The organism is Lichenicola sp., from assembly GCF_965198575.1.
Taxonomy (GTDB): domain Bacteria; phylum Pseudomonadota; class Alphaproteobacteria; order Acetobacterales; family Acetobacteraceae; genus Lichenicola.
Genome location: NZ_OZ240671.1, coordinates 1,939,666 through 1,951,579 on the forward strand (window position 1 = coordinate 1,939,666; position 11,914 = coordinate 1,951,579).

Sequence of the window (11,914 nt, forward strand, 5' to 3'; positions counted from 1 at the left end):
TCCACATTGTTACAGGATTAATTATGGCCCGTACCACCACAAAGACCACTCGCGCTCCGGCAAAACGGACTCCCGAGCCTGCTCCGAAGAAGCGCGTCGGCCGTCCGATCGGCTCGAAGAACAAGGTGCCGAGCGCCCGGGCGAAGGCTGCTCCGGCCGCGGCTCCGAAGCGCGCCGTTGTTGCGCGTCGCGCGCCGGCCGCCGCCCCGAAGCCGAACAAGGCAGAGCTGGAAGCGCAGGTTGCGAAGCTCGAACGGACCGTTGCGCGTCTCCGCAAGCAGAACGCCGAGATGAAGGCGGCTGCCCGCGAAGTCGCACCGGCCGCTCCGGAGCCCGCGCCGTTCATTGCCGCCACCGCGGAAAAGAAGCCGCGCCGCGCCGCCGCGACGAAAACACGCCGGAGCACCAAGCGGACTGCCGAGCAGGACGAGCATGTCGCCGGCGAGGATGCGGACGAAACCTCGGAGGACTGATCCGACCGCAGGGTCATCATGTGCGGGTGAAGGCGATCTCCGCATTCCCCGCGCCCCTGTCCGTTGAAAGGCCGCAACGGGCCTGCGACGCGCATCTGTCGCCGCCCGTTGCCGGCCTGTGATTGCAGGTCCGCTCCCCCAAGGAGGCCAGCCGCTTGGACGACCGCAATCCGATACTGCCCGCGCATATCGAGGATACCATCCGCTCGATCGCGCAGCTCCACGCGGAGCATCGTCGGGCATCCTCGACGTTGCAGCGCGCCGTGGCGCGGCTGGTGGGTTTCGTCGGGCGGCCACGCTTCGTCGGCATGCTCACGGCGGCTGTCGTGTTCTGGATCGGTTTCAACCTGCTGATCACCGCGGCCGGCGGTGTCCCGCTCGACCCCCCGCCATTCGCCTGGATGGATGGCGCGGTCTCGCTGGGCGCGCTCTATATCACTGTGCTGATTCTCTCGACCCAGCGGCACGACGACCAGCTTGCCGAGTATCGCGAGCAGCTGACCCTGGAGTTGTCGATCCTGAGCGAGCAGAAGGCCGCCAAGATCATCGAGCTGCTCGAGGAAATGCGGCGGGACAATCCGCTGCTGGCCGACCGCCATGATCCGGAGGCGGAGGCGATGGCGGCTCCGGCCGATCCGCATTCCGTGCTCGATGCCATAAAGCAGAGCCATGTGGATGCGGCAGAGGAGGAGGCGAGCGAGGCTGCCGGCTGAGGGCAGCCCCGCATCGATCGGCTGGGAGGTTATTCCGGCGAGTTCGACGAGCTGTGCAGCGCCTGCTCCTGGTTGTGCAACGAGACCATCTGCGCGTGCGTGCTGGCCGCCTGGGTGAGCTGCTCCGGGGTCAGCAGGTTGCGGATCGCGATCTGGTTCGACAGATGCTGCGCCTCGAGCTGCTGCTCTAGCGACGCTTCCTGCTGCTGCAGCGGCGCCAGGGTGGCCTCGGTCACGTTGCCCGAGGACAGCAACGTCGTCTCGATCTGCTCGTGGATCGCGCGCACCTGCTGGCGCAGGCTCCTGGTATTCTGGTGTTCGGCCTGCATCAGCGCATGCACCTGGCTCTGCTGCGCCGAGGTCAGCGTCACGCCCTCGAGCATGCCGCCGCCATGGTGCCATCCACCGGGGCCAGGCTGGGCGAAGGCGACGCCGCAACCGAGCAGCCCGGCAATGGCGGTGGTCAACAGCATCTTACGGGTCTGCATCGGACGGTTCTCCTGGGCTTCGGCGTGCCCCGGCTGGGGAGCTGGCAGGATGATGCGCATGGGCTGTAACAACGAGCCGCTGCATTAGGCGACGGAGTGTAACGACCAGGCCGATCCCGGCTACCGACGATGCAGACCAGCCGCGATTTGGCAGCGGACCCCGGCTTGTGGAGAATGGCCCGACGCGCTCTAGGGACATCACGCGAATGGACGAGAACTTCCGCCAGGCGGCACTGGATTATCACCGGCTGCCGAAGCCGGGGAAGCTGGCGATCGTGCCGACCAAGCGCATGGCGACGCAGCGCGACCTGGCGCTGGCCTATTCGCCCGGCGTGGCGGCGGCCTGCGAGGAGATCAAGGCCGAGCCGGACCGGGCCCGCGACTACACCGCGCGCGGCAATCTGGTCGGCGTCATCACCAACGGCACCGCGGTGCTCGGCCTCGGCAATATCGGGCCGCTGGCGTCTAAGCCGGTGATGGAGGGCAAGGCCGTCCTGTTCAAGAAGTTCGCCGACATCGACGTGTTCGACATCGAGATCGCCGAGCAGGACCCGCAGCGCTTCATCGATATCGTGGCCTCGCTGGAGCCGACTTTCGGGGCGATCAACCTCGAGGACATCAAGGCGCCCGAATGTTTCGAGATCGAACGGGCCTTGCGCAGCCGCATGCGTATCCCGGTGTTCCACGACGACCAGCACGGCACCGCCATCGTCTGTGCCGCCGCGGTGACCAACGGCCTGATGCTGCAGGGCAAGACGCTTGCCGACGTCAGGCTGGTGACCTCCGGCGCCGGTGCGGCCGCCCTCGCCTGCGTCGATCTGCTGGTGGCGATGGGGTTGCGGCCGGAGAACGTGACGCTCACCGACGTGAAGGGCGTGGTGTTCGCCGGGCGTGATCCCGACATGGGCGAGAACATGGCCCGCTACGCCCAAACCACCGATGCGCGCACCCTCGCCGAGGTGCTGCCGGGTGCGGACGTGTTCCTCGGATTGTCGGCGCCGCGGGTGCTGAAGCCCGAGTGGCTCAAGCAGATGGCCGACAAGCCGTTCATCCTGGCGCTGGCCAATCCGGAGCCGGAGATCGATCCCACCTTGGCCCGGGAGGTCAGGCCGGACGCGATCATCGCCACCGGGCGCTCGGACTATCCGAACCAGGTCAACAACGTGCTGTGCTTCCCGTTCATCTTCCGGGGCGCCCTCGATGTCGGCGCGCGCGAGATCAACGAGGCGATGAAGGTGGCGGCCGTCGAGGCGATCGCCGAACTCGCGCGCATCGAGGCGAGCGAGGTGGTGGCGACCGCGTATGGCGGCCACGCGCCGGTGTTCGGCCCGGACTACATCATCCCGAAGCCGTTCGATCCGCGGCTGATCATCGTGGTGGCGCCGGCAGTGGCGCGGGCGGCGATGGAGAGCGGCGTCGCCGACCGGCCGATCCTGGATTTCGACGCCTACATCGAGGACCTGAACGACGTCGTGTATCGCTCCGGCCAGGTCATGCGGCCGGTGTTCGAGGCGGCGCGGAAATCGCCCAAACGCATCGCCTACGCCGAGGGCGAGGACGAACGCACGCTGCGTGCCGCACAGGCGGTGGTGGATGACCGCATCGCCCGGCCGGTGCTGCTGGGGCGCCGCCATATCATCGAGGCCAAGCTGCGCACCCTCGGGCTCCGGCTCGATCTCGACCAGGATGCCGAGGTGATCGACCCCGACACCTCGGAGCTGTTCGAGCCGCTGGTCGCCGAGTACCAGCGCCTGGTCGGTCGTCGCGGCATGCCGCTCGAGGCGGCGTCGCGGGCGCTGCGGCGTCGCCCGACCATTGCCGCGTCCATGCTGCTGCGCGCGGGGCTGGTCGATGCGGCTGTGGTCGGCGGGCTGAACAGCTGGTGGCAGCAGGTCCGCTACGTGCTGCCCGTGATCCCGCCGCTGCAGGCCGCCAACCGGGTCTATGCGCTCACCGCACTGATCCAGGGCAACGGCGTGCTGTTCTTCTGCGACACCCACATGGTGGTTGATCCGACCGCCGAGCAGGTCTGCGAGATGACGCTGCTGGCGGCGGAAGCGGTGCGGATGTTCGGCATCGTGCCGCGCGCGGCGCTGCTGTCGCATTCCAATTTCGGCTCCAGCGACAGCCCGTCGGCACGCAAGATGCGCAAGGCGCTGGCTCTGATCCGGGCCGCCAGCCCCGACCTCGAGGTGGATGGCGAGATGCAGACCGACACCGCCCTCAGCGAGGCGCTGCGGATGCGCACGGTTCCCGACAGCACACTGACCGGATCGGCCAACCTGTTGATCATGCCGTCGCTGGATGCCGCGAACATCAGTTTCTCGCTGCTGAAGGCGGCGGCGGAGGGGCTGCAGGTCGGGCCGATGCTGCTCGGCGTGTCGCGGCCGGTGCATGTGCTGACCCAGAGCGTCACCGCACGCGGCATCGCCAACCTGACGGCGCTGATCGGCGCGCAGCTGGTGGCACAACCGGGGGCCGGTTCCTGACGCGCATCCTGGTCACCGCGTTCGAGCCGTTCGGCGGCGAGAGCGTCAATCCGTCGGAGGCGGCGATAGCGGGGCTGCACCGCGAGACGTTCCCCGGTGCGGAGTTGCGGACGCTGACGCTGCCGACGAGCTTCGGGCACTCGCTCGAAAAACTGCGGCGGGCACTCGAGGATTGGCCGGCGGACATCGTGCTCGCGGTGGGTCAGGCCGGCGGACGCTCGGGGCTCAGCGTCGAGCGCGTTGCGATCAATCTCGATGACGCCCGCATCCCCGACAATTCCGGGCAGCAACCGGTCGACGTGCCGGTGGTGGCGGGTGCGCCGGCTGCGTATTTCAGCACGCTGCCGGTCAAGGCGATGGTGGCGGCGATCCGGGAGGCGGGTGTCGAGGCGTCGGTGTCGCACAGCGCCGGCACCTTCGTGTGCAACCACGTGTTCTTCGGCCTGCGCCACATGGCCGAAACGACCTGGCCGTCGATGCGCTGCGGGTTCGTGCATATCCCGTTCCTGCCGGAGCAGGCGGCGGTGCGGCGCATATCCGGGAGCGAGCCTCCGTCTCTGGATACGGCGTCGGTCACGCGCGGGCTCGCGGCCGCGATCGCGGCGATCACCCGGGGCGGGCCCGAGCCGCATATCACCGAGGGCGCCCTGTCCTGATGAACGACTTCATCGCGGCGCACACCGTTGTCGCCAGCACCAGGCTGGTGCCGGAGATCCGGCTGCACCTCGCGACCGAGATCACGCCGATCTGGCAGGCTTCGGAAGACTGGCTCAAACAGACCGGGATCGAGCCGCCATTCTGGGCCTTCGCGTGGCCCGGCGGCCAGGTGATCGCGCGGCATGTGCTGGATCATCCCGAGGCGGTAACCGACCGGCGCGTTCTGGATTTCGCGGCCGGCGGCGGCATCGCGGCGATCGCCTGTGCGCGGGCCGGCGCCGCTTCGGTCGAGGCGGCCGAGATCGATCCGTTGGCGGTTGCCGCGATCCGGCTCAACGCCACACTGAACGCGGTCGAGGTCACGCCGATTTCCGAGGATGTCGTTGGAGCGCCGAACCGCTGGGACCTGATCCTGTGCGGCGACGTCTGCTACGAGGCGCCGATGACCCGGCACATCCTGCCGTGGCTGCGCCGTATGGCGGAAACCGCCGAGGTGTGGGTCGCCGATCCGGGTCGCGCCTACCTGCCCGCCGACGGACTGATCGAGATCGGACGCTACGATGTCGAGACCTCGCTCGAGCTCGAGGACCGTACGCTGCGTCCAACGCGGCTGTTCCGACTGCAACCGGGCAAGTAACTCGATCCGCACCCGTTGGCGGCAGGCCCCTCCTGTTGCAGATTGCGCCGCGACGCGGTGGCCGCTGATCTCAGAGCCGCTGAGGTCGGGGGTGCCGGACCGGAGTCCCGCTCCTGACCGGCACGGCGCATTCCCCGACAGGCTCTGACAAGAGGCTGCACCACGAGCCACAAGGATCGATCATCATGGCCGACCAGTTCGCCACCTACCCCAGCCTGCGCGGACGCCGCGTGCTCGTCACCGGCGGAGCATCCGGCATCGGCGCCTCCATCGTCCGCCACTTCGCCGAGCAGGGCGCGCATGTCGGCTTCCTCGACATCGACGAGACCGGCGCTGCCGCGACCCTGGCCAGCCTCCCCGATGGCGTCACGGTCCGCTTTGCCGCCTGCGACCTGCGCGACATCACCGCACTCCGTGCCGGGATCGACACCCTCCGCGAGCAGCTCGGCGGCCCGTTCACCGTGCTGGTCAACAATGCTGCCCGCGACGATCGCCACGCCATCGACGACGTGACCCCGGAATACTGGGACGACCGCATGGCCACCAACCTGCGACATCAGTTCTTCTGCGTGCAGGCGATCAAGCCCGACATGATCGAGGCCGGCGGCGGCTCCATCATCAACATGAGCTCCAACAGCTTCCTGCTCGCCTCGGGTGGGATGCCGGCCTACACCGCCGCGAAGTCGGCCGTGATCGGCCTGACCCGCGGCCTCGCCCGGGATCTCGGGCCGCATCATATCCGCGCCAACATCGTCTATCCCGGCTGGATCATCACCCAGCGCCAGCTCGACCTGTGGATGACCGACGAGGCGGAAGCCAAGCGCGCGAGCGGCCAGTGCATCCCCGATCGGCTGTATGAGCCGGACGTCGCGCGCATGGTGCTCTGGCTCGCCGCCGACGACAGCCGCATGGTCACCGCGCGCGAGTTCGTCGTGGATGGCGGCTGGTTCTGATCCAGCCTCCCGTCGCGGCGGTTCCGGTTGCAACCAGGCGGGGGAGGCGTCCGGGTCAAACCGTGCACGTCTCCGTGCGCATCGGAATCGCCGCGATGCAGTCCGAATTCCGCCTGATTTTGCAGTGATGGTGTAGCTTGATGCGGCTCCGCGATGCGCGGCTGCAGCCCCAAGATATCGAGAGTGCCATGATCAAGAAGTTCGTTGTTCTGCCTGTTGCCCTGGCGATCTCGCTGGGAGCCGTCCTGCCGATGGCGCCGGCATCCGCAGAGCCGGGCGGCTGCCTGAAATACGGTGCGGTCGGTGCGGTCGGCGGCCATCTCGCCCATCACGGCGTGCTCGGCGCTGCTGGCGGATGTGCGACCGGCATGGTCGTGCGTCACCGCTACCGGAAGCAGCAGCGCCAGGACGCCGCCGCCTATCGTGCCGGTCAGACCAATGGCGCCGTCACCCCGGATCAGCCGCGCTAACGGCGGATCGCCTTCAGCACCGGCGAGGATGACTGCCGATCAACGGTTGTCCTCGCTGTCGGTGACGACGCGGTGGCCGGTGACATGCGGGAGCGTCACATCGCCGGCGCCGGTGTGGCTGACCTGCGCGTTCCCTACAGTCGCGCGCACGGTCAGATCGCCGGAGCCGTGTCGTTCCGCCATCAAGGTCTCGATCCGCCCCGCACGGATGAGGATGTCGCCGGATCCGGAACCAGCCAGCTGCGCCGTGTCGACCGACGCCACCCAGATGCCGATATCGCCACTGCCTGTCGTCTGCGCGTCGAGATGGCCGTTCACGATGCCGAGCGACAGGTCGCCACTATTGTCGAGCACGGCTTGCACGCCGTCGAAACTGGCGCCGCTGCCAGCCACCAGGTCGCCGCTGCCATGCAGGGCTGCGACCAGGCTGCCGGCGTGACCGCTGCCGATCCTGAGGTCGCCCGATCCGGTCAGGTTGGCCACCACGTTGCCGGAAATCTGCGCCACCGACACGTCGCCGGCAGATCGTTGCTGATCCGAAAGTGAGCCCGCCTGTTCCACCACCACGTCGCCACTGCCGGAGCCATCGATCGTCACCGGCCCGGTGAAGCGGCCGAGATGCATGTCGAGGTCGCCGCTTTGCACGATCCGCAACGGCATCGTCGGCGGGGCTTGCAGGATGAAGTCGCCGCCGTCGCCCTCGCTGCAGCCGGGCGACTCTCGAATGTTGCCGCCCTGCACGTCGATCGCCTGCAAGGCCGCGTCCTGGCCCGACCGGACCGAGACGATGATCCGGTCCACGAGCTCCGGCACCGCCTTCACGATCACCGAACTCGCGCAGGGCAGATCCACCGTCAGGTCGGACGCGGTCAGGCTCCGGGACGGGCCGTCAGGGATCGATACGTGGATCGGGTCCAGCCTGACGTGGAACGCCGGAGCCTCGAGGGCGAGGTGCCGATGGACATGGCTGCCGTTGTCCTGCAGCAGCACCCACGGCACCACCACGATCGCCGCCAGCAGGATCGCCGCGCGACGCCGCCGCATGCGGATGTCGCCGGCACGCGACAGATCGTGGATCTCGAAGATCGGCATCGGCTATTGGCCCATGCGCCGGAAGCCGCGATGCAGCTCGAAGTCCGACGAGGTCACGAACGCCTCGATCCGGCCCAGGCGGGGCTCGAGGGTCTCGAAACGGTGACGCAACAACGCATAGCTCTGCCCGACAGGCTGCGGCCGCGTCGTGGCACCGGCGCCGGTTTCGGTCCGGAACGTGGTCCCGGAGGACCGGAACTGCGTGCGACGGTTCGGCATGCGTCGGCGCAACAGCAGGCCCAGCGCAAGATAGGCGAGGCCGGTCGGCAGGAAAACGAACAGCACCGTCACCATGCGCACCAGCGGCAGCGGCAGGTCGAGGTCATCGGCGAGGCCTGAGCAGACGCCGGCGAACATCGCCCCCCGGTCCTGGCGCCACACCCGCGGCTGGGCCTCATCGGCGTACGGATCGTTCATCGGTTCGGCCTCCGCGTCAGAGCGGCATCCGGCTGCGCCAGCCGGCAAGCTCGGTGTCGAGGATGCGCTCGAGGTTCTCGACGCGCTGCTCCATCCGCCGCGCGATCTCGTTCATGTCGGCCAGCGCCCGCTGTTCCTCGGCGCCGAGCCCCTGCGAACCGATCGACCGGATACCGCGGTCATGCTTCAGCTTCATGTACCAGGCCATGAGCAGGAACGGTGCCAGGACGGCGACAAGCCCGGTCAGATCCACGAGACGATTCCCACCCAGAATTGCGGCAAGAGGAACAATGTCCATGCAACGGCGTCCTCAGCTTTGCGAGCCCGATCCCTCGACCCCCGGCCCTCCGACGCGACGACGCATCTTGGCCTTCAGTACGTCGAGCTCGCTCTCGACGGCGGTGTCGGCCTCGAGCCCCTCGATCTCCTGCTCCAGCGTCCGCCGGCCGAGATCATAGGACTCCGCGCGGCCTTCCAGCGCATCCAGATTGCGCTCGATCTGCTCGAAACGACCGAATGCGTCGCTGATGCGGCCATCATGAATACGCTCGCGCAGCTTGACGCGCGAGGAGGCGATCGCGGTGCGCGACAGCAGCGCCTGCTCGCGGGATTTCGCATCGGCGAGCTTGGCCTGCAGCTTGGCGATGTCGTCGTTCTGCTGGGCGAGGCCAGCGACGATCTGCGAAAGCTGCTGCTGCAGCGCCTCGCGCGTCTTGATCAGGTGGGTGCGGGCCTGCAGCGCACCGCGCGCCAGATCCTCGCGATCATGCGTCAGGGCCAGCTCGGCCTTGCGCTCCCACTCGGCCTCGTCACGCGCCAGGGTCGCCACGCGACGCTCGATCTCCTTGCGCTCGGCGATCGTCTGCACCGCGGACGAGCGCACCTCGACCAGCGTGTCCTCCATTTCCTGGATGATCAGCCGGATGATCTTCTTCGGATCCTCCGCACCCGCGACGATGGCGTTGATGTTGGAGTTCACGATATCCGACAGGCGGGAGAAGATGCTCATGGCAGCCTCCGTCTCGAGATCGGACGGGGTCTCGTCCTTGGGCAAGGGACAGAGCAGCATCCGTGCCACTAGGTCGGACCGCAGGCCATTCTCGTAACCGATTGGTTTGCCGCAGGATTTTCTCCGACTTGCGCTGAGGTCCGTCCGCGTCGACACTCGGCCTCTTCATGACCTTGGTCGGGAGAACCATCACTTGGCGCGTTCGGCCACATCGCCTGCCGACTCCACGACGCCGATCGGCGAGGCTCCGGCGTTTCGCGAGATGCTGGCGCACATCTCCCTGGCCGCGCCGCTCAACCGGCCGGTGCTGGTCATCGGCGAGCGCGGCACCGGCAAGGAGCTGGTAGCAAGCCGGCTCGCCTACCTGTCGCAGCGCTGGGACAAGCCGTTCATCAAGCTGAACTGCGCCGTGCTGGGCGAGGCGCTGCTGGATAGCGAGCTGTTCGGCCATGAGGCGGGGTCGTTTACCGGAGCATCGCGTCGGCGCGCCGGGCGGTTCGAGCTGGCCGATGGCGGCACGTTGTTCCTCGACGAGATCGCGACTGCATCGATGGCGGTCCAGGAAAAGCTGCTGCGGGTCATCGAGTACGGCACCTTCGAGCGGGTCGGTGGCAACGAGCCGCAGCAGGTGGATGTGCGGGTGGTTGCGGCGACCCATGCCGATCTGCCGGCGCTGGTCAGGGCCGACCGGTTTCGCGCCGACCTGCTCGATCGGCTGGCGTTCGATGTGGTGCCGGTGCCGCCGATGCGTGACCGACCCGAGGACATCCCGTTGCTGGCCGGGCATTTCGCGTTGCGCATGACACGTGAGCTGGGGCGCGAGCTGTTTGCCGGTTTTGCGCCGGATGCGATGGCGGCGCTCAAGGCGCATGACTGGCCAGGCAACGTGCGGGAACTGCGTAATGCGGTCGAGCGCAGCGTGTACCGGATGATCGATCCGAAGAAGCCGCTCTCGCGCATCGTACTCGATCCGTTCCCGAAATCGTCGCCTTTGCTGTCGGCGGAACCCGCGCGGCCCGCCCCGACGCTCGCCGCCCCGACCGCGATGGCCGGGCCAGCCGCGGACCCGGCCACCGATGGCACCGGCGACTTCACCTCGCGCATCCGGCAGTACGAGCTCCGGCTGCTCAACGAAGCGATGGAGGCCAACCGCTTCAACCAGCGGGCGGCGGCACGCTCACTCGGCCTGACATATTACCAGCTCCGGCATTACCTGAAGGTGCACGCCGTCCCGGGACGCCAGGGCAGTGGTGTCCCGGCAGCCAACGACGAGGCTGCGACGTGATGCGCGGCTATGTGGCCCCTGTGGAGGGGAGCGCCAGCACCGGGGTCGCGCGGTAGTCCTGCGGGAACAGCCGCTTCAGCGCCTCGACCTTCGGCATGTCGTTGATGGCGATGTAGGCGGCGTCGGGATTATGCGCGAGGTAGTCCTGGTGATAGGTCTCCGCCGGATAGAAGCCTTGCAGGGGATCGACCCGGGTGGCGATCCGGGCGCCATAGGTGTGGGTCGCATCCAGTTGCGCGATGTATGCGGTCGCTGCCTGGGCCTCGGCGGGTGAGCTGGTCCAGATCTCGGAGCGATACTGCGTACCGGTGTCGGGGCCCTGCTCGTTGACTTCCGTCGGGTCGAGCGCCACCGAGAAGTAGATCTGCATCAGCCGGGCGAGCGAGATCGCCTGCGGGTCGTATGTCACCTGGACCGACTCTGCGTGGCCGGTGGTGCCGGTGCTGACGGTCTCGTACTGCGCCGTGTCGGCCTGGCCACCGGTATATCCGGCCACTGCCTTACGGACGCCCTTCACATGCTCGAATACGCCCTGGACACCCCAGAAGCAGCCGCCGGAGAAGGTGATCGTGCGGGAACCGTTCTCGGCGGGAACGGCTGTTGCGTTGGTCTGCACGAAAGCGGGCACCAGGCGCGGCGCTTCCTCGGCGCGACCGGGCACCGCGCCGTAAAGCAGCAGCGAGGCCGGCAAAGCGGCACAGGCGCCGAGCAGCAGGATCTTCCTGGACAGGCTGGACATCGTCATGACAGCTCTCCTCACGCCCCTTCGGGCGGCTTGACGCCGGGCGCCGGCTTGAAGCGCAGCGCCACGCCGTTCATGCAGTAGCGCAGGCCGGTCGGCGGCGGACCGTCACTGAACACGTGTCCGAGATGGCCGGCGCAGCGCACGCAATGGATCTCGGTGCGCTGCATTCCCATCGAACCATCCTGGCGCTCGACGACAGCCGCCGGCAGGGGTCGCCAGAATGACGGCCAGCCGGTGCCGCTATCGAACTTGGTGTCGGACGCGAACACCGGCTCGTCGCATCCGGCGCAGTCGTAGCGGCCCTTCGAGTAGAAATGGTTGAGCGGGCTGGAGAACGGCATCTCGGTGCCTTCCTGGCGCAGCACATCGTACTGCGCCGGCGTCAGCACGTGGCGCCACTCGGCGTCGGTGTGGGTGACCAGCGGGGCACCTTCCTGGGCGACCGCGTTGGTCGCGCCCACGATCGTGCCCGAAGCCGGGTCGGCT

15 protein-coding genes are annotated in these 11,914 nt (G+C 68.0%); 8 read left to right on the forward strand and 7 right to left on the reverse strand.

What is annotated here, in order from left to right:
• Positions 1–23: 23 nt before the first annotated feature.
• Together ACOEQ2_RS08865 and ACOEQ2_RS08870 are read left to right on the forward strand one after the other, a co-directional pair.
• A complete protein-coding gene (locus ACOEQ2_RS08865) occupies positions 24–473 on the forward strand; it encodes a hypothetical protein (protein ID WP_419731004.1) in 450 nt (149 codons plus the stop codon).
• 155 nt (positions 474–628) lie between these two features.
• Positions 629–1,186, forward strand: a complete 558-nt coding sequence (locus ACOEQ2_RS08870; RefSeq protein ID WP_419731005.1) for a DUF1003 domain-containing protein — start codon at positions 629–631, stop codon at positions 1,184–1,186.
• 29 nt (positions 1,187–1,215) lie between these two features.
• Here ACOEQ2_RS08870 and ACOEQ2_RS08875 read toward each other — a convergent pair whose 3' ends face one another.
• Complete coding sequence (locus tag ACOEQ2_RS08875) at positions 1,216–1,674, reverse strand: Spy/CpxP family protein refolding chaperone (RefSeq protein WP_419731006.1); 459 nt, start codon at positions 1,672–1,674, stop codon at positions 1,216–1,218.
• A 206-nt stretch (positions 1,675–1,880) separates the two neighbouring features.
• Here ACOEQ2_RS08875 and ACOEQ2_RS08880 point away from each other — a divergent pair, with 206 nt between their 5' ends.
• The 5 genes from ACOEQ2_RS08880 (at position 1,881) to ACOEQ2_RS08900 (ending at position 6,880) form a co-directional block, all read left to right on the forward strand.
• Complete coding sequence (locus tag ACOEQ2_RS08880; protein WP_419731007.1) at positions 1,881–4,163, forward strand: NADP-dependent malic enzyme; 2,283 nt, start codon at positions 1,881–1,883, stop codon at positions 4,161–4,163.
• Positions 4,164–4,171: 8 nt separating this feature from the next.
• Positions 4,172–4,819 (forward strand): pyroglutamyl-peptidase I, encoded by a 648-nt coding sequence (gene pcp, locus ACOEQ2_RS08885; protein ID WP_419731177.1) that lies wholly within the window; start codon positions 4,172–4,174, stop codon positions 4,817–4,819.
• On the forward strand, positions 4,819–5,457 hold the full coding sequence (locus ACOEQ2_RS08890) for a class I SAM-dependent methyltransferase (RefSeq protein ID WP_419731008.1): 639 nt from the start codon (positions 4,819–4,821) through the stop codon (positions 5,455–5,457). Before pcp ends, ACOEQ2_RS08890 begins: the two co-directional genes overlap by 1 nt.
• Before the next feature lie 185 nt (positions 5,458–5,642).
• Positions 5,643–6,410 carry an SDR family NAD(P)-dependent oxidoreductase gene (locus ACOEQ2_RS08895; protein ID WP_419731009.1) on the forward strand — a complete coding sequence of 256 codons (768 nt, stop codon included), beginning with the start codon at positions 5,643–5,645 and terminating at the stop codon, positions 6,408–6,410.
• A gap of 188 nt (positions 6,411–6,598) precedes the next feature.
• Positions 6,599–6,880: a hypothetical protein gene (locus tag ACOEQ2_RS08900; protein WP_419731290.1), complete on the forward strand. Its 282-nt coding sequence runs from the start codon at positions 6,599–6,601 to the stop codon at positions 6,878–6,880.
• Between the two features lie 39 nt (positions 6,881–6,919).
• Here the strand turns inward: ACOEQ2_RS08900 and ACOEQ2_RS08905 are convergent, their stop codons facing one another.
• The 4 genes from ACOEQ2_RS08905 to pspA are packed head-to-tail and all read right to left on the reverse strand — an operon-like array spanning position 6,920 to position 9,398.
• On the reverse strand, positions 6,920–7,972 hold the full coding sequence (locus ACOEQ2_RS08905; protein ID WP_419731010.1) for a hypothetical protein: 1,053 nt from the start codon (positions 7,970–7,972) through the stop codon (positions 6,920–6,922).
• Positions 7,973–7,975: 3 nt separating this feature from the next.
• The gene (locus ACOEQ2_RS08910) at positions 7,976–8,389 is read right to left on the reverse strand and encodes a PspC domain-containing protein (protein ID WP_419731011.1); all 414 of its coding nucleotides are present in this window, start codon (positions 8,387–8,389) and stop codon (positions 7,976–7,978) included.
• Between the two features lie 16 nt (positions 8,390–8,405).
• Positions 8,406–8,687, reverse strand: a complete 282-nt coding sequence (locus tag ACOEQ2_RS08915) for a hypothetical protein (RefSeq protein ID WP_419731012.1) — start codon at positions 8,685–8,687, stop codon at positions 8,406–8,408.
• A 12-nt stretch (positions 8,688–8,699) separates the two neighbouring features.
• Positions 8,700–9,398 carry a phage shock protein PspA gene (gene pspA, locus ACOEQ2_RS08920; protein WP_419731013.1) on the reverse strand — a complete coding sequence of 233 codons (699 nt, stop codon included), beginning with the start codon at positions 9,396–9,398 and terminating at the stop codon, positions 8,700–8,702.
• Between the two features lie 193 nt (positions 9,399–9,591).
• Between pspA and pspF the strand changes: the two genes are divergently transcribed.
• Complete coding sequence (gene pspF / locus ACOEQ2_RS08925) at positions 9,592–10,683, forward strand: phage shock protein operon transcriptional activator (protein ID WP_419731014.1); 1,092 nt, start codon at positions 9,592–9,594, stop codon at positions 10,681–10,683.
• A 7-nt stretch (positions 10,684–10,690) separates the two neighbouring features.
• On the opposite strand, the gene msrA is transcribed toward pspF, so the two are convergent.
• Entirely contained in the window at positions 10,691–11,428 is a 738-nt protein-coding gene (msrA, locus tag ACOEQ2_RS08930; protein ID WP_419731015.1) for a peptide-methionine (S)-S-oxide reductase MsrA, read from the reverse strand.
• Between the two features lie 11 nt (positions 11,429–11,439).
• Positions 11,440–11,850, reverse strand: coding sequence for a peptide-methionine (R)-S-oxide reductase MsrB (msrB, locus tag ACOEQ2_RS08935; protein WP_419731178.1), 411 nt, complete (start codon positions 11,848–11,850; stop codon positions 11,440–11,442).
• Positions 11,851–11,914: the final 64 nt, after the last annotated feature.

Excerpts from the sequence above, each read along its gene's own strand:
- ACOEQ2_RS08865 (WP_419731004.1), top strand. The coding sequence starts at position 24 with ATGGCCCGTACCACCACAAAGACCACTCGCGCTCCGGCAAAACGGACT.
- ACOEQ2_RS08875 (WP_419731006.1), bottom strand. The coding sequence starts at position 1,674 with ATGCAGACCCGTAAGATGCTGTTGACCACCGCCATTGCCGGGCTGCTC.
- ACOEQ2_RS08880 (WP_419731007.1), top strand. The coding sequence starts at position 1,881 with ATGGACGAGAACTTCCGCCAGGCGGCACTGGATTATCACCGGCTGCCG.
- ACOEQ2_RS08890 (WP_419731008.1), top strand. The coding sequence starts at position 4,819 with ATGAACGACTTCATCGCGGCGCACACCGTTGTCGCCAGCACCAGGCTG.
- ACOEQ2_RS08895 (WP_419731009.1), top strand. The coding sequence starts at position 5,643 with ATGGCCGACCAGTTCGCCACCTACCCCAGCCTGCGCGGACGCCGCGTG.
- ACOEQ2_RS08900 (WP_419731290.1), top strand. The coding sequence starts at position 6,599 with ATGATCAAGAAGTTCGTTGTTCTGCCTGTTGCCCTGGCGATCTCGCTG.
- ACOEQ2_RS08905 (WP_419731010.1), bottom strand. The coding sequence starts at position 7,972 with ATGCCGATCTTCGAGATCCACGATCTGTCGCGTGCCGGCGACATCCGC.
- ACOEQ2_RS08910 (WP_419731011.1), bottom strand. The coding sequence starts at position 8,389 with ATGAACGATCCGTACGCCGATGAGGCCCAGCCGCGGGTGTGGCGCCAG.
- ACOEQ2_RS08915 (WP_419731012.1), bottom strand. The coding sequence starts at position 8,687 with ATGGACATTGTTCCTCTTGCCGCAATTCTGGGTGGGAATCGTCTCGTG.
- pspA (WP_419731013.1), bottom strand. The coding sequence starts at position 9,398 with ATGAGCATCTTCTCCCGCCTGTCGGATATCGTGAACTCCAACATCAAC.
- msrA (WP_419731015.1), bottom strand. The coding sequence starts at position 11,428 with ATGACGATGTCCAGCCTGTCCAGGAAGATCCTGCTGCTCGGCGCCTGT.